This is a genomic window from Enterococcus sp. 5B3_DIV0040, from assembly GCF_002140755.1.
GTDB lineage: Bacteria > Bacillota > Bacilli > Lactobacillales > Enterococcaceae > Enterococcus_D > Enterococcus_D casseliflavus.
This window is the reverse complement of the sequence record NZ_NGLC01000001.1, coordinates 2,023,209-2,049,573: the sequence shown is the minus strand read 5'-3', so window position 1 is coordinate 2,049,573 and position 26,365 is coordinate 2,023,209. Positions and strand designations below refer to the sequence as shown.

Genomic DNA, 26,365 nt, shown 5'->3' with positions numbered 1-26,365 from the left:
ACAGAAGGCAAAGAAATACACTCCTCTCAAACGATTAGCGGGAATGTGGGCGACTCTTACGATGCTAGTACAGAAAAATACCAACTAACAATCGAAGGCTACACTTTAGATCAAAGCCAATTGCCAGAAAATTTTAAAGGTGTGTTTAGCGAATCAGCGCAAACCGTCACTTATATCTACACAAAAAAACTGTACCCCGCAGCTGATGTCACGATTGAGTATGTAGATTTAGAAGGCAACGAAATCCACGCTAGTCAAACGATTAGCGGGAATGTAGGCGACTCTTTCGATGTAAGCACAGATCAATATAAACTATCGATCGATGGCTATACACTAGACGAAAGCCAATTACCAGAAAACAGCAAGGGTGTGTTTGGAGAAACCGCGCAAACCATCACTTACATCTATACAAAAAATCCGATACCCGCAGCGGATGTAACGGTCGAGTACGTAGATACAGAAGGCAACGAAATTCACGCTTCTCAAACGATCAGTGGAAACGTAGGCGACTCTTACGATGCTAGCACAAAAAAATATCAACTAACAATCGAAGGCTACATAGTAGACGAAAGTCGGCTGCCGCAAAATGCCAAAGGCACATTTGGTAAGGAAGAGGCAACTGTGACGTATGTTTATACAAAAGAAAACGTAGCAACCGCCGTTATTTCTGATAAAAAAGAAAAAGAACCAACGGCGACTGTTGTTTCGAAAAAAAAGCGCTTCTGCACAAAGATTGCCGCAAACCGATGAGCAGGGGACGTTGTTCCCATTTGTAGTTGGTTTGTTCTTTATCGCCACGGCAAGCTGGCTTTATTTCAGAAAGCGAAAATAGTGATTAAGTAAGCCCTTGGGGAAAGGCGTTACTAACTATCAAAAAGGACAGCTAGGCTTCAGCTGTCCTTTTTGTTGCTTATTTACCTAAAAATGAAATGAATCCTAGAGAGTCATAGAGAAAATGGCAGATCCAGCTGATCCATACGCTATTGGATTTTTTCCAAACATAGTTGAGTGCCAATCTGGCAGGCATCAAGGTGATCAATAATTGGGCTGGATGAAAGCCGTACGCTGGGATGTGCCATAAAGCGAATAGCACACTGCAAATGATGGATGACCAGGCAAATGAAAGGCCTCTTTTCTGCAACGCCAACAAGAGGTTGGTGCTAAGCAATTCTTCTCCCATCAGCATAAAGGGGACTTGCAAAAAGACCATTTGGACAGTGATGGTTTCGCTGATCGAGTTGGTTGTTGGTTGTCTAAAAATAGCGGCATAAATAAAGGAAAAGAACACGCCAGTCAAAATGACGAAAGGGACACCCCACAATAAAACGGTAAACCGAAAATGTTTGAACTGCTCCAAAAAGGTTGCTCGTAAGAGAAAATACCCTGCGCTAAATGCGAAGACCAGATTCCAGATGGTACCGATGATCGATAACACGGAATCATTTAGTGGGGTATAAGGAAGTAATTGATAGGTTAACCCAATGAGTAAGGTAAGAACGAATAAATAAATTGCTGACTTGTGTTTCATTTTGAACACATCCTTCATAGTAATTGCCACATGCTGAATTATAAACAGAAAAAACATCAAAGTACAAAAAGATATCTCTCATTATTTTTAAACAAAAAGAAAAAGCAGTGAACACGATATCATACTTGGCAGAATTGGTTTTCTTAAAAGCAGAATAAAGGATTTCTAAGAACAATTCTCAAAATTTGTGAACAAAAAGAGAAGTTTATAAGAATCTCTGTAACACTGTTGAAATATTATTACGCTTATGTTACATTTTGTTTACGTTATTATGTTTGAGGGAGAATGTTTATGAAGAAATCAAGCAATGATTCAAATAATTCACAACATAGAGAAGCGACTTCTGAAAAACAAGCACCTATTTCGAGGGTCGAATCACATCAAAAGCAAACAACGGGAACGACAAGACGCACGCCAACCGCCAATCGTCAAGTTTCTAAAAAGAAGCCAACCCATCGCAAGTATCTCTTTTCATTGATGACGCTGCTGACAATCGTCATTATCGCCACTGGCGGCTATATCGCATTTACTTTGAAGCAGCAAGAAGCATTGGCACGGGAAAAATATGAAGCTGCCGCACAAAAGCTATTAGCGTCGATCCAAGAAGAGCAGGCCAAAGAGGGAATTCCCGCAAAACTTGAAACATTGTCTGATGGGGACAAAAAAGAATTGATTTTCCGACCAAAAGAAGAAAATGCCATCCCTGTAAAGGATGCAAGTCAGAAATTATCGACCATGGCGAACAAGCTATGCAAAAAGCACGCCGACAAAGAGACCGTTACGATCGCTCGGATTCAAGCACAAGCAGTTGCATCAAAAGTGTCAACCTATTCCTTAAAAGCGGACAGCTATGTTTGGAATCGGGAGACTGGGCGGTTTGAAGATGCGGATAGCGTGGTTGCCGATCCAATTTTTATTTCCGAGAAAACCGGCAATGAATTATCCTTGAAAGACTTGATTCCAGATGAAGGCAGCTTGCTAGGGATCCAGCAAGTGATTCAACAAAAGCTTTTGGATCAAGCCAAAGAACCGACTAAAATCATTGATGCGGTCTTGGGTATGGACCGAATCACCTATGACTCGAAATTTACTTATGATCCTGAAAAAATAACGCTCCAGTTGCCGCAAAATCAAACAGGCGTATCCGAGATCACTTTGGCTTACAAAGAGATTGCGCCGTTTATTGATCCAGAGCTTGTCAATGCGGATCAATTGAAAGAGCAACAAGCGATGTTAGACGAAAACAAAAAATATGTTGCACTGACTTTCGATGATGGACCAAACGATACTTCGACATTGGATCTCTTAAAAATCTTGAAAGACAATGATGTGAAGGCAACGTTCTTTGAATTAGGCCAAATGGTGGATCGATACCCTGAAGTCGCGAAAAAGGTCCATGAGGAAGGGCATGAAATTGCCAGTCACTCCTATTCACATCCCCAATTAAATACGTTGTCGCCAGAGGAGGTCAAAGCGGAAATAACCAAAACGGACAAAGCCATCTATCAGGCGACAGGGGTCTTGCCTAAGAATTTGCGCCCACCATATGGGGCGATTGATCAACAAAGCGCCCAAGCAGCAGGAAAATCGATCATTCAATGGAGTGTTGATACCGAGGATTGGAAGTTGAAAGATCCAAACAAGATTTTGAAGGTCGTCCAAAACAATGTTTACGATGGATCGATTATTTTGCTACATGATATTCATCCGAAATCTGTTCAAGCCGTGCCAGGTATCATCAAAGCGCTCAAAGCGCAAGGCTATGAATTTGTGACGGTGGATCAATTGCTCAATGGCAACCAAAAACCAATGTATCAATACTTTGGTGCAACAGACGAACGCAGTGTTAGCTAGTAGCTGAAAAAGGAAGTGATGGCAATCATCGCTTCCTTTTTTCAAAAACGAACGCTGCAGTTGCCGCTTTATCACTCGGAGGAGGCAAATGCTCGGAGATAATCTTCATCCAATAGTAAAGCAAAATCATCGGCAAGGGCTTCTTGATCCAGTTCTCGCATAATAGCCAACATCTTTTGTGTGATCGTTTCACCAGCTTTTTGATCGCCGGTTCTTATGAGCAACACGCCTTGGAAAAACTTGCAGACGGTTTGGTGGAAAAATTCTTTGTAGTCTGTCGCTAAAAGTTTCAATTGGACAACGAGAACTTCCGTCGCATCGTATTGCTGGTGTTTTAGCGTATATTCAATCAAATTGATCAGCAAGGCGCAGTAGATTTCTCGACCTTTTTCCATATCGATGTAGTACTCGAGCATCTTGGATACTTTTTTGAAAAAGAAGAAATTATGGTCGTTGTCCAAAAGATCGATGGTGTTGCCAAATAGTTGGATTTCTTGTAACGTCCAGCTCTCAACATCAATGAGGTAAGAAGTGATCGTTTGGCGATCGCATTCTAAAACAGCACTTTGTCGATAGACCCCATGCTCTGCCAAGCATTGTAGCATGCGAATTCGCGAGCGAACCTCTGCAATACGGATATTGTTCAGTCTACTAGTGGTTTGTTGTAGTTCCTGTAACAGCTTTTGTAAATTTGGCAGATCGTGTTTGTTTGAATATTGATTATACCGATGATTATAGCTGTTTTGCTCATCCAGCCGATAGCCATTCGCGATATAGAGAAATTCATCGATATCCATTGAGAGATTTTCTAAAATTTGCAACAGCAGGTTGGCAGCAATCTGATGCTTGCCTTTTTCAAATTCGATGGCATAGGATTTTGAAATAATCGTGCCATAGACTTCTTTTTGGGTGAAGCCTTTTTTCAATCGGATTTGTCTGATCGTTTCGCCATACATAAGAAAGCCTCCGCTCTCGTTGAATTAATGAAATCATGTATCCCCATTATAGTAAAACAAGCCCAATGTAGGAATCAAAAAGGTCTTATATTTCAGACCGCTTCTGATTTGATGAAAGGATGTTTCGTGGTAGTGTGCACCCAGAGAGGGTGTGAAATAATAGAAAAGCGTGAGAACGATTCGTTCTCACGCTTTTTTCTCAGACAAAACTAAGACATATCAATACAAGAATCATTACTAACCAATCCATCGTCTCATGCTCCTTATGTGGTATTAGAAGAAGACGATTGGGCAGCAGCGTTTCCTTCTTACCAGCAAGTATAAACAAAAAGAAGCGAATGAACGCTTAGGTCCAAAATATAAGACCAAATAGCTACTGAAAAATTCGTTGAAAGAAAAAAGTAAATGGCGATTGAAGAAATTTCATTTCATGATTGCGCACGCTCGATTTTAATAGGAGATTTTCATTCCTTTTTTCACAGAACGTTCCGGGAGCTTTTCGAGCCCATTTTTTCGTCGGAAAGAGTTGTTTTAGACAATATCGTGAAAATCGTCTGAATTATTTTTGTTTTTTTATTTACAGAGGTAAAAAACGAGGTTGAATATAAGAAAAAACAACATCATCGTTTTTCTCATCTTTTGCGTGCAAAGAGACAAATGTAATCGTATTCATTATGTTGATTAAATATAAAAAAAGGCATGATTTTATGATAAAAAATGATAATATTTTATCGTTTGGCACTTATTTATCAGATAAATATAAATAATTTTTGCTCGTTTATAAAATAAACATTTTATGTTTTGTAACGTTAATTTCAGTGTTTTTTTAATTATTTATCGTGTTTATAATTTGTTGGAAAGAAATAAATTTGCTAGAATTTTGTTATACAGTGTGTTCAATTAGTTATTTTATCTCTTGGTTTTCACAAGCGCATGCTAATGTGCTGCGAAACTATTTGAACAAAGATCACTGGGTTTTTCAGAAAGCATGCGAAAAAATCTTCGCTTTGCGATCGGTAACTTTTGTTTTCTCTCTATGCCTTTGGGTGTTGGGTTGAAATAGATTTTCATCTGGTTTAAAAGGGGGCAGGAAACATTCCAGAGATCATCAGTTTTATCTTTTGTCGGTTAAATTTTTTTCGAACAGGAGGAGAATGAATGAAAGGCATTAATTACAAAAAGCTCATGGATTCAAAGAAAAACACACGCGTTCGAACAAAGAAAAACATTATTGCGAATTTAACTGTCAGCGGGATGTTGTTGACGAGTACGGTGGTCGTGCCAGCGAGTTTGTTATGGGCACCAACGACGGTTGAAGCTGCTTTGGTTTCAGCTGAACTTTTCTCAGATATCACGGCGTCTAATAACTCAGGCACGAGTGCGTCTGCACCTTATGCAACTCCTGGTGCAACAAACCAAGTCAATTTCTCGATTTCCGGATCAAATGCAGTAACAGTTGATGTCTTGAATGGGGATAAAGTCGCGGTTGTTGGGGTTCCTCAAGGGCTTACTGGTTTGGTTCAACCGGCAGGCAATGCATCGATTTCCACCAATGTGACACTACAATTGGGGAATTTTCCAGCCCTGCAAACCTTGATCGGGACAGTCACACCAGCAGTCAATACCTTGATCAGCACGGTGGATGGAATCGTCAATCAAAATTTAGCTGACGCATTGGATATTCCGCCAACAATCGTTGGTGGTTTGCCGAATCCGTTGTATACGGCGGCTTCAATCGTGGATGTAAGCCAAGTGATCTCCGTCAACTTAAATGAAATTACGACTCAGTTAGACTTACTAAACCAACTTGGACAATTCGGCCAAGCGAATTTTGAAGTTCCAGCTGGACTAACCGATAACGAACGTGCCCTGATTGCCAATGTGGATGATGGTTTATTTATCGTTGTCAATCAGCGCATCAATCAAATTCTTGATAATTTACAAGCGGCACAGATCCAAGTCAGTATTCTAGATGGTGCCAGCGGCATCCCAGGAATTGGTACCTTGATCAGCGGGATCAATACACTGGTTCAAACGACGGTCAATACCGCCAAAGCGACTTTAAATGGCACGGTTGAAACTGCTCAAAATGTCTTGAATGCTACGACTAATCTAGCAGATCAAGTCGCTTCTGCTTCTGTTTTAGGTCAAACCAATGTGGTCATTCCAACGAGTGTCACCAGTCCGACCTATGCACAATTGGTTGAAAACGGCGTGGCGAATCCATCTAATCCTTACGAAGCTCGCTTCGAAGCAACGATGTCTCAGCTTGACCTCATCACCATTGATTTATTTACGGATGCTGACGGCAATAACTCGATTTGGTTTGCACCTGATACACCAGAAGATCAAACCGATACCCCAACGATCAATCCATTGACAGCAGGGGAAACGACGATCAGCGGAACAGCTGAGCCAGGCGCAGCCATCACATTGGCGATCAACGGCGGTGCACCTATTACCACAACCGCAGATGGTGACGGCAATTGGACGACCGATGTCCCTGAATTGGTAGAAGGCGCTACAGTCACAGCAGTAGCGGAAGCGGATGGGGAATCAGCGAGTGAACCTGCAACGGCAACGGTAGCAGCACCAGTGGTCAATGCCCCATCGGCTTCGATTACAGGAAACAGCACCGATGGGTATCCTGTGACGGGGACAGCCGCAGCAAATGCAGCCATTGAAATCACCAATGCCGATGGAGAAGTCGTTGGCACTGGGACGGCAAATGAGAACGGCAACTACAGTATCACGTTGAACCCAGCAGATGTAGCAGAAAATGAAAACTTGAATGTTGCTGCAATCGTTACTGCTGGCGGTCAAACTTACCGCAGTGGTAATACGCCAATCGTCGTTCCAGCAGACGATGCCGAGCAACAAACGGGAACACCAACGATCCAACCAGTGACTGCCGGGGATACAAGCGTCAGCGGAACGGCTGAGCCTGGTGCCTCGATTACTGTGACCGTCAACGGTGCAGATCCGATCGTGACGGAAGCCGATGAAGAGGGCAATTGGCGTGTTGATGTGGACGAAGTCTCAGAGGGCGATACGGTTTCAGCTGTCGCCGAACTAGAAGGACAAACACCAAGTCAGCCAGCAAGTACCACCGTGTCCGCCTTAATGGTCAATGCTCCAACGGCTTCGATCACAGGAAATAGTCAAGAGGGCTATCCAGTGACTGGAACAGCTGCACCAAATGCGGCCATTGAGATCACCAATGCGGATGGCGAAATTGTCGGAACAGGTACTGCCAATGAGAATGGCGTTTATACGGTGACGTTAGATCCAGCAGATGTTGCCGCGGAAGAAACCCTGAATGTGACGGCGGTTGTGACTGCTGGCGGCGAAACCTATCGAAGCAACCCGACACCTGTTGTGGTGCCTGCAGATATCCTGCAGACGGAAACACCAACGATCGATCCAGTCAGTGCTGGAGATACGACTGTTAGTGGGACAGCCGAACCGGGGGCAACGGTAACGATCACGCTTCCTGAAGGCGACCCAATTACGGCTGAAACCGATGAGGAAGGCAACTGGGAAGCAACGGTTCCTGAATTGTCAGAAGGCGATTCCGTGACGGTCGTAGCTGAGTCTGAAGGCAAAGATCCGAGTGCCCCCATCACCGTGAGTGTAAACGGTTTAACCGTGGCGGCGCCAACAGCTACGATCACTGGAAATAGCACAGATGGGTATCCAGTAACGGGAACAGCGACTGCCAATGCAGCGATTGAAATTTTGAATGAAGCAGGCGATGTCGTTGGTAGTGGAACAGCCGATGACGAGGGCAACTTCACGATCACCCTTGATCCTCAAGAGGTGGCAGCTGGCGACAACTTGCGGGTGGAAGCGATCGTGACGGCTGGTGGTGAAGACTATCGCAGTACAGGCACACCGCTTGTAGTTCCTGCAGATGATGTAGAAAACTTGACGGAAACACCAACGATCAACCCAGTAACAGCTGGGGATACGACTGTCAGCGGAGCGGCTGAACCAGGGGCAACAGTGACGATCACGCTGCCTGAAGGCGATCCGATCACGGCAGAAGCCGATGACGAAGGCAACTGGGAAGCGACGGTTCCTGAATTATCAGAAGGCGATACGGTAACAGTCGTTGCCGAAGCTGAAGGCAAAGATCCAAGTGCACCGATTACCGTGACCGTTGATGGTGTTACGGTCAGTGCACCGAGCGCTTCCATCACAGGCAATAGCACGGATGGCTATCCAGTCAGCGGAACAACGACACCGAATGCGGCAATTGAGATTTTGAATGAAGCAGGCGATGTTGTTGGTAGCACGACGGCGGATGACACGGGTGCTTATACCGTGACCTTAGATCCAACCGATGTGACGCCAGAAGAAGCCTTGCAGGTAGTGGCAGTTGTGTCAGCGGGTGGTCAAGACTACCGTAGTAATGCCACGCCAATCACGGTACCAGCAGACATTGAACAAACAGGGACACCAACGATCGATCCGGTCACAGCAGGTGATACCACGATTAGCGGAACGGCGGAACCTGGTTCGACGGTTACTGTGACGATCACCGATCAAGAACCAGTAACGGCTGAAACGGATGACGAAGGAAACTGGCTTGCAGAAGTGCCGGCAGTCTCTGGTGGCGATACAGTTACGGTCGTTGCCGAAGCCGAAGGCAAAGAGCCAAGCGCGCCAATCAGCGTTGGAGTCGCAGGAGTGACCGTAGCAGCACCAACAGCGATCATCAGCGGCAATAGTACCGATGGCTATCCAATCACGGGGACTGCTCCAGCGAATGCAGCGATCGAAGTGCTGAATGAAGCAGGCGATGTGATTGGTACTGGCACAGCCGATGGGGATGGAAACTATACGGTAACCATCGCACCAGCCGATGCAGCACCAGAAGAAACCTTGTCTGTCGTTGCGATCGTAACAGCTGGCGGGGATGAGTACCGCAGTCCTGCCACACCAGTGACGGTCCCAGCAGATGAGCTTGAACAAACAGCATTACCAACCATCGACCCAATCAATGCAGGGGATACGACGATCAGTGGGACTGCCGAACCAGGCGCTACGGTGACGGTAACGATCCCAGGTGAAGAACCTGTGACTGGTGAAGCCGATGACGAGGGCAACTGGACGGTTGAAGTTCCAGAAGTTTCTGAAGGAGAAACCGTCACAGTGGTCGCACAAGCACCAGACAAAGACCCAAGTGCACCAATCAGTGTTGGGGTCAATGGGTTGACGATCGCTACGCCAACCGCGACGATCAGTGGCAATAGTACCGATGGGTACCCAGTAACGGGAACGGCACCAGCCAATGCAGCCATCGAAATCTTGAATGCCGATGACGAGGTGGTAGGTACTGGCACTGCCAATGACGAAGGCCAATACACGATCACGTTGACGAGTGATGATGCGTCTCCAGCTGAAACCTTACGGGTGGTGGCGGTAGTCACAGCTGGTGGTCAAGCCTACCGCAGTGCGGCTGCCCCAATCACAGTACCATTGGATCAAACCGCAGTCCCAACCATTGAAGCGGTGACAGCCGGCGACACCACGATCAGCGGAACGGCTGAACCTGGTGCGACAGTTTCGATAACGATTGGTGACGCAGAGCCAGTCACTGCCGAAGCCGATGACGAAGGCAATTGGACGGCAACGGTGCCCGAGGTTTCTCAAGGAGAAACAGTTTCCGTGGTAGCGACCCTTGATGGGGAAACGCCAAGTAATGCAGCAACAGTCGTCGTAAATCCACTTAGTGTGGCGACACCGACAGCAGCAATCAGCGGCAATAGTACCGATGGGTATCCAGTTACAGGAACGGCCACGCCGAATGCAGCGATTGAAATCTTAAATGCAGCTGGTGCGATTGTCGGCAGTGGCGAAACAAATGAGGAAGGTGCCTACAGCATCACATTGAGCAGCGACGATGTTGATCCTTCAGAACCACTACAGGTGGTGGCAGTGGTAACCGCTGGCGGCGATGAATACCGCAGTGCGCCGCTTTCCATCGTGGTACCAGCAGACCAAACGACCACACCAACGATCGAGCCAGTGCAAGCCGGGGATACATCCGTCGGAGGAACGGCCGAACCTGGTTCAACGGTGACGGTAACGATTCCTGGAGAAGATCCAGTGACAGCCGAAACGGATGAGGAAGGCAATTGGACGGTCACCGTACCAGAGCTTTCAGAAGGCGACACGGTCACAGTGGTTGCGGAAGCTGAAGGCAAAGACCCAAGTGATCCAATCAGTGTCGGTGTCGGTGCCTTGAACGTGGCAGCACCAACGGCTACGATCACTGGCAACAGTACTGACGGCTATCCAGTTACAGGGACAGCACCAGCCAACGCAGCCATTGAGATCTTAAATGATGCGGGTGAAGTGGTGGGCAGTGGGACTGCCAATGGAGACGGTGAGTATACGATCACCTTGACAGATGGTGTTTCTCCAGCAGAAACCTTGCGAGTGGTGGCAGTGGTAACAGCTGGCGGACAAGAATACCGAAGTCCAGCAACTACTATCGTGGTGCCAGAAGATAACGCAGAAGACCAGACAGCAGCACCGACTGTCGCACCCGTGGTTGCTGGGGCGACCACTGTTAGCGGAACGGCTGAACCTGGGGCAGAGGTAACCGTTGAACTGCCAAGCGGCGATACTTACACTGCAACAGCGAATGACGAAGGTGAGTGGACGGCAACTGTGCCGACGGTTTCTCTAGATGATGTCTTGACCGTTACTGCCTTGGCAGACGGCAAAACAGAAAGTTTACCAGTAACAGTGACGGTGCAAGGGCTGATCGTGGCAGCACCAACAGCAACGATTTCTGGCAATAGTGAAGATGGCTATCCAGTAACTGGTACAGCACCAGCCAATGCGGCAATCGAAATCTTAAATGCTGATGATCAAGTGATTGGCACAGGAACAGCCAATGAGAATGGCGTTTACACCGTTACCTTGACCAGTGAAGAGGCATCAGCGGGCGAAACAGTCCGTGTCGTTGCCATCGTTTCAGCAGGTGGGGATGACTTCCGTAGTCAACCAACGGCTGTCGTGGTGCCAGCGGATCAAACGGCGACACCAACGATCAATCCAGCAGTGGCTGGCGCAACAGAAATCAGCGGAACAGCCGAACCAGGAGCAACAGTCAGCGTGACGGTCGGTGAGGAAGACCCAATCACCGCTGAAGTTGACGAAGAGGGCAATTGGCAAGCTGAGGTGCCAGAGCTTTCCGAAGGGACAACTGTTACGGCAGTGGCAGAAATAGAAAATGAAACACCAAGTACACCAGCAACGATCACGGTCGGGGCATTAACGGTGGCGGCGCCTAGTGCGTCTATCAGCGGCAATGCAGCCGATGGCTATCCAGTGACTGGAACAGGACCAGCGAATGCGACCATCGAAATCTTGAATGAAGCTGGCGAGACAGTTGGAACGGGTACGACCGATGATGCAGGGCTTTACACGATCGATTTGACCAGTGAAGATGTCTCTCCTGAAGAAAACTTGACGGTTGTTGCGGTGGTCACAGCAGGTGGCAAGGATTATCGCAGTCCAGCGACACCAATCATGGTGCCAGCTGAACCGGGTGAAAATCAAACAACGGCACCAACGGTTGATCCAATCAAAGCAGGCGATGAAACAGTTAGTGGAACCGCCGAACCTGGCTCAACTGTGACTGTAACACTACCTGATGGCACAGAAGAAACCGCCGAAACAGATGACGAAGGCAACTGGAGTGTCGATGTGCCTGAATTGTCTGAAGGGGATACCATCACAGTCGTCGCAGACAGTGACGGCAAAGACCCAAGTGATCCAATCACTGTCATCGTCGAAGGAGTGACTGTCGCAGCACCAACAGCTTCCATCAGCGGCAACAGCACGGATGGTTACCCAGTGACTGGTACAGCACCAGCCAATGCAGCGATCGAGATTTTGAACGCAGCCAATGAAGTCGTAGGAACAGGCACTGCTGATGGAGACGGCAACTATACAGTGGAGTTAACTGCTGAAACTGTCGATCCAGAAGAAACCTTAAACGTCGTTGCCATCGTTACAGCTGGTGGGAAAGAGTATCGCAGTAATCCAACAGCGGTCATCGTACCAGCAGATACGGTAGTGGATCAGACAGCAGCACCAACGATCGATCCAATCACGGCGGGGGATACCAGCATCAGCGGAACTGCTGAACCAGGTTCAACCGTGACGATCACCGTACCAGATGCGGAACCAATCACGGCTGAAACGGATGACGAAGGCAATTGGACGGCAGAAGTACCAGAAGTTTCTGAAGGCGATGCAGTCACTGTTGTGGCACAATCACCTGACAAAGAGCCAAGCGCTCCAGTCACAGTTGGTGTGGGTGCGTTGACGGTCACTGCTCCTAGTGCAACTATCACAGGCAATAGCACGGACGGCTATCCAGTAACTGGAACGGCACCAGCCAATGCCACCGTACAAATCTTGAATAGCGATGGACAAATCGTCGGTTCAGGAACCGCAGACGCAGAAGGAAACTACAGTATCACCCTTGAACCAACAGCTGTTGCACCAGCGGAAAGCTTAACCGTCGTTGCAGTTCTGACAGCTGGCGGCAAAGAATACCGCAGTAACGCGACACCGATCGTGGTACCTTTGGATCAAGAAGAGCAACAAACTGCAACACCAACGATCGATCCAGTCAAAGCTGGTGATACGACGATCAGCGGGACTGCCGAACCAGGTTCAACGGTGACGGTAACGATTGGGGAAAATGAACCGATCACGACCGAAACGGACGAAGAGGGCAATTGGACAGTTGAGGTACCTGAAGTTGCGGAGGGTGATACCGTCACTGTTGTGGCCCAATCACCTGAAAAAGATCCTAGTGCACCAATCACAGTGAGTGTGGATGGCATCACGGTTTCAGCACCGACCGCGTCCATCACTGGCAATCCAGAGGATGGTTACCCAGTGACGGGGATGGCAGCACCAAATGCGGCGATTGAAATCTTGAATGAAGCGGGAGACGTCGTTGGATCAGGCACTACCGATGAAAATGGCAACTACACGATCACGCTCTCTGGTGAAGCTGTTTCTCCTGAAGAACCATTGACCGTCGTTGCGATCATTACCGCTGGTGGCAAAGACTATCGGAGTAATGCGACACCAATCGTAGTGCCCGTTGAGAATACGATCGATCAAACCGCTACACCAATCATCGAACCAGTCACAGCTGGTGACACGACCATCACTGGTACTGCTGTACCGGGATCAATGGTCACCGTGACGGTAACGGGCGAAGAAGCGGTTGAAACCGAAGCAGATGAAGCAGGAAATTGGTCAGTGGACGTTGCCGAAGTTTCTCGAGATGAAATCGTAACAGCAGTGGCGCAAAGCGAAGGAGAAACCGCCAGTGAACCAGCAACGACCGTTGTTAATGGCATCACGGTCAATGCCCCTTCAGCATCCATTACTGGGAATTCCGAAGAAGGCTATCCAGTAACTGGGAACGGTCCTGTCAATGCAGCGATTGAAATTTTGAATGAAGCGGGTGATGTCGTTGGAACAGGCACTACCGATGAAAATGGTGACTATACGATCACATTGACTAGCGAGGATGTCGCACCAGAAGAAAACTTATCGGTTGTGGCGATCGTCACTGCTGGTGGGGATGACTACCGCAGTAATGCGACGCCAATCGTCGTACCTGTCGATGATGAAATCATCAAGACAGATACACCAACTATTGACCCAGTCACGGCTGGTGATACAACGATCAGCGGAACGAGTGAGCCAGGTGCTACGATCACCGTTACCATCAGCGATCCGTTAACAAGCAGATTCCTGACCATCTTCGCGGCTGAAGGACCAATCACAACGATCGCCGATCAAAATGGTGACTGGCGTGTTGAGCTATCCGCGGAAGCAACGGAAGGTGAAACCGTTACGGTTCTTGCTTTAGCAGATGGCGAAACCCTAAGTGATCCGACGACGACCGTAGTCGATGCTTTGACGGTTGATGCACCGGTTGCTACGATCACTGGCAATCCTACCGATGGCTATCCAGTCTTCGGGAATGGACCAACCAATGCGACGATCGAAATCTTGAATGAAGCGGGTGACGTTGTCGGAACTGGAACGACCAATGGGAATGGCGCATTTAGCATCACATTAGATCCAGAGGATGTTTCACCAGAAGAAACCCTTAACGTTGTTGCGATCGTTACAGCAGGTGGCAGAGAATACCGCAGTGCAGCAACACCAATCGTGGTACCAACGGGTGACAATGGCACGGATGGTTCAGATGGTACTGACGGCACGGACGGTACCGATGGAACGGATGGCACCAATGGTTCAGATGGTACGAATGGTACCGACGGAAGCAACGGCGCTTGGGGCAACTGGGGCAATTGGGGAAACAATAACTGGAACAGCAACAATCAAAACCAAAGCTGGTGGGGAAGTAAATTCTTGCCGAAAACGGGATCAGAAGGAACCTGGTATGCTTCAGCGATCGGAGCAGCAGTCTTCGTTGTCGGAGGAATCGGCTTGTTCTTCAAAGCGAGAAAGAAAAAAGACCAGCAAAAATAGCATGATTTTACCAGCGGAGTGAACAGCCTCCGCTGGTATATCTAGTGAATCAAAATGTTGAAGCATTGATCATCGTTTCGTAAAGAAAGGGTTAGAAATGGTATGGAAAACAGGAGGAGGGAAAAACGTTTTTACAAATGGACGATCGCTCAGTTGATTCTCTTTTTGACCAGCATCAGTTTCGTCAATTTGTATCTCTTAACAACGACAATAAAAGCCGAAGCAGCAGTGAATGTTTTAGATGTGGAGATTTTAAGCAATTTAACTAGTGCCAATACAAGTGGTACTTCAGCAAGTGCCCCTTGGCCAGGCAGTGTGACAAATCGACCAGTGACTTTTTCAATCAAAGGGAACGGGGGCTTGAATGCTTCTGTCAATGTCAACGGTGAGGATAAATTTGCTTTGTTGGCGATCCCAACAGAGTTGAGAAATCGCATCAGTGCCAATGGATCAGCAGCTATCAAAACGTCGACCACAGTCAATATTGCCAATGTCCCGCTTTTGAATGCGATCTTAACAGCGCTTGATTCCTTGACCAGCTCATTAAATCTCAATCTCGGAATTGTGCAAATCGATTTAACGGCTGTCAATCAGCAAATTTCCTTGCTAAAAACCGTTGGTAATTTAGGAAATGTAGAAATGACTAGCCCGTTGCAGTTCACCACCCAAAGAGAAGCGCTGTATGCCAACATGAGTTCGAACCTCGGTGTCATTTTAGGAACCAATGTCCCGCAAATTTTACGGAATTTAAGCACGGCGATTCAAAACACCCAGATCCGAGTGATCGGCATCGATATTGGTGGCGTTGTTCGTGCATTGCTACAAGGGTTGCTGAATACCCTGCTTAGCACCGTGACGTCAGCGTTGAACAACTTGGCAACCGTCCAAGAACAAATGGCGGATGCAGCCGTTTTAGGAGCAACGGATGTTCAAATTCCTACGCTACTTTCGGGTCCAGGACAGTTGTCCGCAAATTGGACCGCCAATTTTTCGGCTTCTGTGTTGAAGGCAAAGCCGACGGACATCAATCTCTTGAACTTTAGTGCGCTAAATATCAGCAGTCGCCAAACCATGGTTTATTTCATGGTCGAAGCACTGACGATGGATCGGACGAATCTGCCGACTCAGCTGAATTTTGGCCGGCACGCCATTCAAACGAAAAAGAGTGAGACATGGCGGGCAACCGCCAACGGCGACCAAAGCGCAGCAGCTACAACTGGGATTTTACGGATCAATGATACCCGCAATCGTCAGAAAAAATGGCAAGTGAAGGTCAGACAATCCACCAATTGGGTCAATGGCACGCGAACATTGCCAGCTGCCGAATTAAGGGTTCAGCTTGGAACTGTCAATTCGACATTTACAGACGGTCGAGTGGTTTTACCTGATAATGCAACGATTGCTCTGCAGCAAAATGTCGAAAAAAATGTGGTGACGTTGGAAAATGCGGCATCGACTGGTGGACTGACCGTTAATTTTTCCCAGTTCAATTTATTTGTACCTGAGAAAACACCTAAATTTCAAGGTCAGTATCGCGCCACAGTCGTGTGGACCGTTTCCGATACACCTTGAAAAGGAAGAGCAGAATGAAAAAAAACTCCCTTGTGCTGCTTCTGATTTTGATGATCGGCAGTTTCTACAGTATCGTTCCATCAGCAGTAGCCAATACGACGACCGGCAACATTGAGTTTTATGAAGGACCAACGGAAACAGCTAGCAGTGATTCCATTGATGAAGAAATTGAACCACCGACCAGTCAAGAAACGGTTACTAACGCAGAAGAACCGCTGCCACAGCTTGCAGAAACCAATCACTTTTGGCTGCCCGTAATAGGCGGATTCTTCATTAGTCTGACATTGATCATTTGGATCAAAAAAAGGAGGATGGCAAAATGATTTCAAAGAAATCGATAATAGGCGCATTGGGGGTATTGACTGCCCTTAGCATTGGTGCGACAGTGCAAGCAGATGACACGACCGGTGTCGTAGAATATACCTCTGGGGGCATCGTGTTTGACCCGGATAAAGGCGGGAGTGATCCCAATACGCAGCTACCAACGAATTTAGATTTTGGTGCCCATGAAATCCAAACAGAAAATGCCGAAACGTGGGTGGCTACTACGGATGGAACTGGACTACCTGGGGATGGGTCAACGCTGCAAAGAGGGGCAGTTGCGGTCAGCGATAACCGAGGACAGGCGAACTCTTCTTGGGCGATCAAAGTACGGCAAGCAACCCAATTTACGGCAGGAGACAGCACGTTGGACGGTGCGGTATTAACAGTAGATACGGGGACGTTGACCAATAACTTGAGTTCGCCGCCAACAGGAACCAGTGATATTGCCAATGGCGAGCTTGATTTTGCGGCAATCAACAATGAGTATGCGTTCTTGACCGCCAATGCTGGCGAAGGGATCGGTGAAACGTCGATGCCTTTAGAACAATTTACCCTTTCGATCCCAGCCAATACGGAAAAACAATCAGCAACCTATCAAACGACCTTGGTTTGGACGATCAGCAGTGCGCCGACGACCCCATAGGGCAGTAGTCATTGCGTAACAGTTAGCAGAAAAAAAGCAGCTTGCCTGAGCGGCTGCTTTTTATGCTAGCTGATTTTTCTTTCCTATTTTGTGTAGAAAGGATCTGACAGGATGCATCAGAAGAAAGTTCGAGGCAAAGGATTTCAGTATTGGGTAGTAAGTATTCTAACGGTCTTATTTTTCATTGGTACGAGCAGTACGGGGGCAGCAGATTCACTGGATACCTTCGATGTTCAAATCAAATTACCAGAATCACAGCGGGACAAAGAGTTGATGTACTATGATTTGTTGCTGGAGCCCAAGGCAGAAGAAAAACTAGCGGTCATGGTTTCCAATAAAAGCGAGCAACCAATCAATCTACAGCTATCCTTTAATCGAGCGGTCACGAACATGACGGGTGTCGTTGAGTACTCGGGGGCAAATGAGGAAGCAACGCCTTCTGCTCCATACGCGATCGAAGAACTCGTCACTTTAAGTGATGAAACCCTTTCGTTAGCTCCTAATGAGCAAAAAGAAATCACCTTGACAGTCCAGATGCCATCTGAATCCTTTGATGGGATTTTGGCAGGGGGACTATACGTCCAGCAAACCGGCAGTGAAGAATTTCAAGGAAATGTCCAAAACCTACTAGCCAGAGAAGTGGCGGTGTTGCTCCGTAACAAAGAGACCGACATCCCACCAGCGGTCCGAATTGAGGAAGCCCATCTGGAAGAAATCAATCGCCGCAATGTCATCATCGTAGCGGTGGAAAATACAGCGGCAAATTATCTTAGTAAGGCCACGCTTGCTTATGAAGTGTTTCATGATGGGCAAGCAACAGCGATCAAAGGGGAAAAAGAGATCCAATTAGCGCCCAATGCATTAATGAATTACGCACTGCCATTAGATGGAAACGAACTGCAATCAGGAGAGTATGAAATAAAAACGACCCTCAAAGCAGCTGATCAACAATGGCAAGGAGAGCCTACCTTCCAAGTTGCAAGTCAAGAAGCGCAAGAAAGAAACGAGCAAGATGTCAGTATTGAAGAAACCGCTTCGCCGATCCTTCTCTATTTATTGATCGGTGGTGTTTTATGTCTGATCATCGCCTATCTGATTTGGCATAATCGCAAGCTAAAGCGAGCATTGAATAAAAGTGATGATTAGTAGGTAGTGGAAATCAAAGGTGGTTGCAGGAAAAGTCTACTATTATAGTAAAAAATGTTTTCAAATAGCTAAAAGCAGCACCACTCATAAAAAGAATCAGGAAAGAAAACCATTTATCATTGAGAATAAATGGTTTTTTCGTGTTCCGCACATTTTGTTGAGAACAGTGAAGGGGGAATTTTGACATTCACCAATAGGAGGTCATGTCATCACTGATGAATAATTGTTCTTCAATCGTTGAAAGGAGAGAAGCATCCAGTGGAAAATAAATAACGTTTGTGATGTTGGGTTTTGATCGTTTTTTTCACATGAAATTATCATAAAACTTTACATAATAATGTTTCTGCTTCCCTTAAAGTCTTTCGTAGATATTGTTAAAAAAACATAATATTTTTCTGATGGCTACGCTTACTCCCTTATAAAAGCTTTAAGAAAACTCTTTAGCGTGTATTTTTATCTATAATAGGTTTAGACCAATTACAGCGTCTTTTCTTACTTTGTTTTTAATTTAAACTACCTTTTTTGCATGAATGTTTCTTTAATTCGTTTGAAAGTGCAAGCAGGCATTTTTGATTAAGAATACAATTAGAAATGATGCAAAAAGGAGAATTAAGATGTCTGCAAATTTGAGCAATTTCGCTGTTTATATAGTAGATGACAACTTTTTTAATGGGAATTTGATGAAGAAAATGATTACGGAAAGTCGTGTTCCGCATTCTTTAGTGCAGATTCTTTCGCCTGAAGAACTAGCCCCTTTTCTTGACGGATACCTAACAGATGTGAACGATCTCTTCTTATTTTCCATTGAAATGAAAGGATTTGATCGAAGTTTTCAATTAGCAGGAAGCTTGAGGGAACAATGCAAAAAGTGTCAAATCGCTTTTTATGGTGCCTATGCCTCCAAAATCGAAATCAAGAAGCTGAATCTTATCTGTCCTTTAGGGATCATCGATACAAAAGAAAAGGAGGTGGCAATGCAGCTAAAAAATTTATTAACGGAAGCGATCGAAGTCAAACGATCATTACTCGGAAAAAAGCACTTATTAAAAATCGTCAGTAAAAGAGAGTTGATGGTGGTTGATGCAGAAGCAATCAACTATATTACAACGATCAAAGGAGAGCGAAACCGAATCGCTTTTCACCAAAAAAAGTCGATCGAATTCCTCGAAACTTCCTTGAAGGTGATCAAACAATTAGAGCTGCCAGAGTATTATAACGTCTTCAAATCCTACATTATCAATGCGCGACAAATCAAAATGATCGATCGAACAAACAATGTTTTGTGCTTTTTTAATGGAGAAGAGTTAGAAGTCGGGAAAAAAATCCGTAAGGCAATCAGTTAAAACTACATACATTTACTGGAGGAAAAAATGAATAAGAGAAGCAAAAGAATTCGTCATGGCATCGTTGTTACCGCACTAGGAATCACTCAAGTGATCACTCCGGTCATGGCGATAGCGGAAACAACCGAACAAGAACAGACCGTCAACACGCTAGACAAATCCGATCAACTACTAGAAACGATGACTGAATCGACAAATGAAGCTAACGGAAACGAAGCACAAGCAGCTGTGGATGCTGAAACAGATTATTCTTCCGAAGCGAGCAAAGAGGAATCATCAGCTGGTTCAGAAAACACGGAACCAAGTGAAACGAGCACATCCGCTTCCTCAAATAGAACGGAAGATTCTAGCAATGCGAGACAAGAAAGTTCTTCAACATCCGATTCAAAAGAAACCATAGAAGAGCAACACACACCTCGTGTCAGCACGCGCATCAATGACCAAGAACTTTTGGAAAAAGGCACGCTGCTGACCATTGCTGGCGAAGAATTCAGCCGAACGGCAGAAACACGAATCTTAAACAATAGTCCAGTGAAACTGAAATTGGATTTTGAAATCAATGACAAAGATTATTTCGCTGGCACCACTGCTGTTTTTGACTTGCCGCAAGGCCTTGGCTTTAGTGATGTGCAAGGAACCAATGAAGCGATCAATGCATCGTGGGTTGTAGATAGTGCAGCTCATCAACTGATGATCACGTTTAATCAATCGGTTCATGATGCCTCTTTTTCGATCGAGTTGACTAGTTATCTATATTCAGAAGATAAGCCTCAGCTAACGATTGAGATCGGCGATCAAAACCAGACAAGCTATGCGATTGATTTGTATGAAGAGGTCGATCCGATTCAATATGTGTCAGAAAAAAATGTCTTTGGGATGGATGGAATGGTTTACTATAATACCGATCGGACATTATCTGGAACAGAAACTCTTTCACTGAATTTGGTTGATACGCCGGGGGCTTCCTTCAAAAAGATTGAGACCCAACCGTTAAAAGTTTTCAGCTATGAGGTGGATATCAAAGGAAAGATCAAGGCAGAAACACAGACAGCATTAGTCGAAGGGACGGACTATACGATCACCTCAAATAGTCTTTACAATACTGCTGTTGAAATCAAACAGATGGACAAACAAAAGGCTTATGGGGTCTCTTATCAATTCACCATGAGCTTGACCGAGCTGACGGAATATACGCCTTCTTTTTCAAAAGGATATCCAACGACCGGATTTGGTTCGGTACAGCTAAAACAAACAACTGCCCAAAACAGAGGGTTTTCCTTTATCGCAAAAACCAGCAAAGATGAAAAAGAAGTCGCTTCTAGATATTTTTCGAATGTTGCATCTGGTAGTTTCAACAACAACACAAAAGGAAGCTATATTTTAAACATTCATCAAATGCCGACAGAGATGAAAGCGGGTCAGCAAGTCATCCTTTCCAGTCAAAATGGACAGCCAATCACGGCGGATCAGTTGACCGCAAGAGACGCCTTTTACCAAAATGTAACCTTTTCAGATTATTTTTCTGTTGAAAATACAGGAGACAAACTGATTGTGACCGCTACAAGAGACAGTAATCTTTCGTTTGGCTGGATGTACGCATCGGTGCCTTTTGATCAGAAAGATATTATCCTCACTGTGACGACACCGTTAATTGCAGGGCAAGAATTCAAAATCGTTGAAGATGATTATGTCGAACCAATCAGTGTCCTTAATCCGAATAATGCTGAAACAGCTTGGGGAAATTATGATCAAAATGGCGCCTATGCCAGTGATACTTCAGTCAATATCGAAGGCAGTAACTCACAACCAATCGAAAACCTGCAATTGTTTATTGAACATCCCGAGTATCTTTCACTCAGAAATGTACCAAAAGTTGGTTTCTATTATATTTTAGGAACCGATTATACGATTGAAAAGGTAGAAGGGGGAACGTTAGTAACTTTTACAACACCAATTACAGCTTCTGTACAATTTGATTTGGGCTTCAATTATGTGCCGGACAGTTTATCGCCAGCCACTAGAATTCCAGTGGATACGATTCCTGTGACATTTACAGCAGATGGCATTGATAAAATTGAAACGACTGTTACTACAGGTAGGAAGCAATACCAAGAACAAACGTTACAAAGCAGTAAAAATCAATTTTTAGTCAACGCGCGTCAAGATACCATCAGTGATTTGACCGTTGAAACTCATGTACCAAAAAATACCGACGTCGTGTTTTCAATCATCGATGTATCCAATGATAAAGTCAGTGGCATTTATCCGCAGTATTGGGATCGTGGCTATTACGATAACCAAGCCATGAAAGAAAGTGATCCGAATTATCCAACGATTACCCACGATGAAGAAACCAACTATTATACCTTTGATTTTGGGACGACCAATCGGCGCTACATTATTGCTTATCAATACGCCAATGGGTGGCAGGAAATGAGTACCATTTACGTGCATGGTTATGCAAAAGAACCGTTAGCAAATAATCAGCAAGGTACACGGACTGTATCGGTATCCAATACAGCGACGGATATTATTGGGATTACACAAAATACCGTGAATAATACAAAAAACATGACGCAGGTCAAGGTCACGACAAAAAATATCGATGATGGCTCGAAAAAAGTAGCAAATCCAACGATCCTTCTAAAATCGTTAGGGAACACCAATGGCGAAATCGATTTAGGATCGATCGCTGTTTCGAATGTGCCAGATGGCAGCTATGAAGTCAAAGAGGTTGATGGGAACGTACAGCTTGTCTTTTCAAACTATGTTCTAACGAAAAATATCGAAATCAGTTACAACGTCCTTTCACAAAACGCCGGCCAAATCTCAGCCTCAGCCACGATCGTTTCTGATACGATTGATACCTTGTCGGAAGCCAAACGGACGGCTACTTCGACGGTGACTAACCTGCAATTTTCGGCAGGTGATTCCAGCGGGATCATCTACAAAACCAATGCGACGCTTGATGTTTATAATACCGAAGAACCAACTCAGAAAATTGCAGGGGTTACATTGATGCTTTGGAATCAGTTGACTGGAGATGTTATTTCTGTCGTAACGGATGAGAAGGGAGAGTATCAATTAGCTGATATTTATACGGGGACCTATACGCTTTATGTTTCCAACGTCCCAGAAGGTTACGTCATACCACAGGAACTTCAGCTTGGTAAAGAGGTGCAAGTGAACCGCACGGGCAATCATCTTTCTGTCGGCATCACACCAGAAGAAGATTTGTCGACGATCGACGCCAAGGATAGCACGATCTACGTGGGAGATGAATGGCATGCTGAAGACAACTTTGTTTCAGCGACAGACAAACACGGCAATGCGTTGACCTTCTCGGAAATCACAGTCAATGGCGAGGTCGACACGACAAACGTTGGCACCTATGAGGTCAAATACATCAACGGTAGCGTTAGCCAAACAGCGACGATCACCGTGGTTGCCAACCGAGAAACAGTAGCAGCCAAAGACAGCACGTTATATGTAGGCGATGCATGGACAGCAGCTGATAATTTTCTATCGGCAACGGATAAAGACGGCAACGCAGTGACAATCGCAGAAGTGACCATCACCGGTGAAGTTGACACGGATACACCTGGAGAATACCAAGTAATCTATCGTAACGGCAAAGTCGAAGCGATAGCGACGATTACCGTGTTAGCTGATCAAACATCAGTCAAAGTAAAAGATAGCACCTTATACATCGGGGACGACTGGCATGCAGTTGATAACTTTGTTTCGGCAACGGACAAAACAGGAGCGAATGTCCCATTTTCAAATGTGACCGTTAGTGGAGCCGTGGATACTTCCAAAGAAGGTCAATATTCAGCGGTTTATCAAAACGGCAATCAAAAAGCAACAGCGACGATCACCGTGGTTGCCAATCAAGAAACAGTCGTTGCCAAGGATAGTACACTTTATGTTGGAGATGCGTGGGAGCTTGCGGATAATTTTGTTTCAGCAACGGATAAGAAGGGACAACCGTTAAGCTTGGCAGAAGTCACCACCAGTGGTGAAGTGGATACGAAAGTACCAGGAGAATACCAAGTAACCTATCGCAATGGCAAAGCCGAAGCAACAGCAACGATCACCGTGTTAGCTGATCAAACATCAACTAAAGCCAAAGATAGCACCTTGTATGTTGGTGATGACTGGCAAGCAATCGACAACTTTGTTTCGGCAACGGACAAATCAGGAGCGAATGTCCCATTTTCAGCAGTGACCGTTAGTGGAACAGTTGATACGAGCAAAGAAGGTCAATATCCAGTGGTTTATCAAAACGGAAAAGTAAAAGCAACGGCGACGATTACGGTTGTTGCCAACCAAGAAACCGTAGTCGCTAAGGACAGTACGATTTATGTGGATGATGACTGGCAAGCCGCCGACAACTTTGTGTCGGCAAAAGACAAAGACGGCAACGCAGTAAAACTGGCTGATATCACAACAGTAGGTACAGTAGATAGCGCCACACCAGGGAAATATGAAGTGATTTATCGCAATGGTAAGGCTGAGGCGAAAGCCACAATCACCGTATTGGCAGATCAAACGAGTGTCAAAGCCAAAGATAGCACCTTATATGTTGGTGACGAGTGGCAAGCAATCGACAACTTTGTTTCGGCAACGGATAAAACAGGAGCAAACCTACCATTTTCAGGAGTGACTGTTAGTGGATCAGTTGATACGAGCAAAGAAGGTCAATACAAAGTTACTTATAGCAACGGTAAAACGGAAGCTATTGCTACGATTACGGTTGTTGCGAACCAAGAAACGGTGGCAGCTAAAGATAGTACGTTGTATGTAGGTGACTCATGGGAAGCCGCGGATAATTTTCTTTCCGCAACAGACAAAGACGGCAAGGCATTGCCGCTAACAGAAGTAACCGTTGATGGCACAGTTGACACCTCTAAAGCAGGCAAATATGAAGTGATTTATCGCAATGGCAAAGCCGAAGCGACTGCCACGATCACCGTGTTAGCTGATCAAACGAGTGTCAAAGCCAAAGACAGTACTCTGTATGTCGGCGACGATTGGGAAGCTGCCGACAACTTTGTCTCAGCCACAGACAAAACAGGAGCAAACCTACCATTTTCAGGAGTGACGGTTAGTGGCTCAGTCGACACCTCCAAAGCAGGCGAGTACCCAGTGGTTTACCAAAATGGTCATGTCAAAGCAACGGCGACGATTACAGTCGTTGCGAACCAAGAAACGGTAGTCGCTAAAGATAGTACGATTTATGAAGGCGATGACTGGCAAGCCGACGACAACTTTGTGTCGGCAACAGACAAAGACGGCAACGCAGTAAAACTTGCAGATATCACAACAGTAGGTACAGTCGATAGCGCCACACCGGGGAAATATGAAGTGATTTATCGCAACGGCAAAGCTGAAGCGAAAGCCACGATCACCGTGTTGGCTGATCAAACGAGTGTCAAAGCCAAAGACAGTACTCTGTACGTCGGCGACGATTGGGAAGCTGCCGACAACTTTGTCTCATCTACAGACAAAACGGGAGCAACGGTTGAATTATCAGGAGTGATCGTTACTGGTACCGTCGATACCAATCAAGAAGGCACATACGAAGTCACTTATACGAATGGAAAAGTCAGCGACATAGCGACAATCACTGTGGTTGCTCACGAAGAAACGGTCGTAGCAAAAGATAGTACGATCTATGAAGGAGAGAAGTGGCAAGCCGTCGATAATTTTGTCTCGGCAACAGATAAAAGCGGACAAGCAGTCGATTATGATCAAGTATTGATTAGCGGTACAGTCAATACTGATGTGCCTGGAAAATACCAAGTCATCTATCGAAATGGCAAAGCCGAAGCAACTGCCACGATCACCGTGTTGGCAGATCAAACGTCTGTGACTGTGAAAGATAGCGTGATTGATGTCGGTGACAACTGGACAGCAGCCGACAATTTTGTCTCCGCTACAGGTCGTGACGGTAAGTCACTCGCATTGGAGCAACTGCTGGTGGACGGTTCGGTGGATACGAAGAAAACGGGCACCTATCAAGTCACTTATTCAATCGTCACTGATGAAGCAGCAACCCCTAACTTTTTCGCACGTTTATTTGGTACTCGCTCACAAGAAGCAGTCACCGCCACAGCGACGATCAAAGTCGTTGAAAAAGCAGAAGAACCAGAGGAGAACGATCAGCAGCCAGAGAAAGATGATTCTGACAAAGGGCAACAAAAACCAACGGATGAAGGGCAGACTGACAAACAAACCAAAGCGACCGCAAAGGACAAACGGTTGCTACCAAAGACTGGTACAGCCATCACTCAAGGCTATTCGATTGCAGGAGTGAGCCTTGTTGCTCTAGCGGGGATCGTCTTCTTTCGTAAGAAACACACGAACAAAAGCAGAAAAACGAAATAAGTCGCAATGACTCTAGCAGCGGATATCGTGAAGGATATCCGCTGTTTTTTTTAATACC

The 26,365-nt window shown here is 45.9% G+C and carries 10 protein-coding genes and 1 pseudogene; 9 read left to right on the top strand and 2 right to left on the bottom strand.

Annotated features, from left to right (window positions below; all coding sequences use genetic code 11):
* Positions 1–832: pseudogene (locus A5883_RS09665) on the top strand (MucBP domain-containing protein); the annotation flags it as partial.
* 78 nt (positions 833–910) lie between these two features.
* Here A5883_RS09665 and A5883_RS09655 read toward each other — a convergent pair.
* Positions 911–1,585: a CPBP family intramembrane glutamic endopeptidase gene (locus tag A5883_RS09655; RefSeq protein ID WP_086338429.1), complete on the bottom strand. Its 675-nt coding sequence runs from the start codon at positions 1,583–1,585 to the stop codon at positions 911–913.
* A gap of 234 nt (positions 1,586–1,819) precedes the next feature.
* Here A5883_RS09655 and A5883_RS09650 point away from each other — a divergent pair, with 234 nt between their 5' ends.
* Positions 1,820–3,382, top strand: coding sequence for a polysaccharide deacetylase family protein (locus A5883_RS09650; RefSeq protein WP_176323967.1), 1,563 nt, complete (start codon positions 1,820–1,822; stop codon positions 3,380–3,382).
* A gap of 71 nt (positions 3,383–3,453) precedes the next feature.
* On the opposite strand, the gene A5883_RS09645 is transcribed toward A5883_RS09650, so the two are convergent.
* Positions 3,454–4,338, bottom strand: a complete 885-nt coding sequence (locus A5883_RS09645) for a helix-turn-helix domain-containing protein (RefSeq protein ID WP_086338427.1) — start codon at positions 4,336–4,338, stop codon at positions 3,454–3,456.
* 1,158 nt (positions 4,339–5,496) lie between these two features.
* Here A5883_RS09645 and A5883_RS09640 point away from each other — a divergent pair.
* From A5883_RS09640 to A5883_RS09610, 7 genes are all read left to right on the top strand, one after another.
* Positions 5,497–14,889, top strand: coding sequence for an Ig-like domain-containing protein (locus A5883_RS09640; protein ID WP_086338426.1), 9,393 nt, complete (start codon positions 5,497–5,499; stop codon positions 14,887–14,889).
* A 102-nt stretch (positions 14,890–14,991) separates the two neighbouring features.
* Positions 14,992–16,461, top strand: a complete 1,470-nt coding sequence (locus tag A5883_RS09635) for an adhesive domain-containing protein (RefSeq protein WP_016611058.1) — start codon at positions 14,992–14,994, stop codon at positions 16,459–16,461.
* A 14-nt stretch (positions 16,462–16,475) separates the two neighbouring features.
* Positions 16,476–16,784 carry a hypothetical protein gene (locus A5883_RS09630; RefSeq protein WP_086338425.1) on the top strand — a complete coding sequence of 103 codons (309 nt, stop codon included), beginning with the start codon at positions 16,476–16,478 and terminating at the stop codon, positions 16,782–16,784.
* Entirely contained in the window at positions 16,781–17,428 is a 648-nt protein-coding gene (locus tag A5883_RS09625) for a WxL domain-containing protein (RefSeq protein ID WP_005225652.1), read from the top strand. Before A5883_RS09630 ends, A5883_RS09625 begins: the two co-directional genes overlap by 4 nt.
* 111 nt (positions 17,429–17,539) lie before the next feature.
* The gene (locus A5883_RS09620; RefSeq protein ID WP_086338424.1) at positions 17,540–18,574 is read left to right on the top strand and encodes a DUF916 and DUF3324 domain-containing protein; all 1,035 of its coding nucleotides are present in this window, start codon (positions 17,540–17,542) and stop codon (positions 18,572–18,574) included.
* A gap of 614 nt (positions 18,575–19,188) precedes the next feature.
* Positions 19,189–19,917 (top strand): LytTR family transcriptional regulator DNA-binding domain-containing protein, encoded by a 729-nt coding sequence (locus tag A5883_RS09615; RefSeq protein WP_034858557.1) that lies wholly within the window; start codon positions 19,189–19,191, stop codon positions 19,915–19,917.
* A 27-nt stretch (positions 19,918–19,944) separates the two neighbouring features.
* The gene (locus tag A5883_RS09610) at positions 19,945–26,307 is read left to right on the top strand and encodes a bacterial Ig-like domain-containing protein (protein ID WP_086338423.1); all 6,363 of its coding nucleotides are present in this window, start codon (positions 19,945–19,947) and stop codon (positions 26,305–26,307) included.
* Positions 26,308–26,365 lie beyond the last annotated feature (58 nt).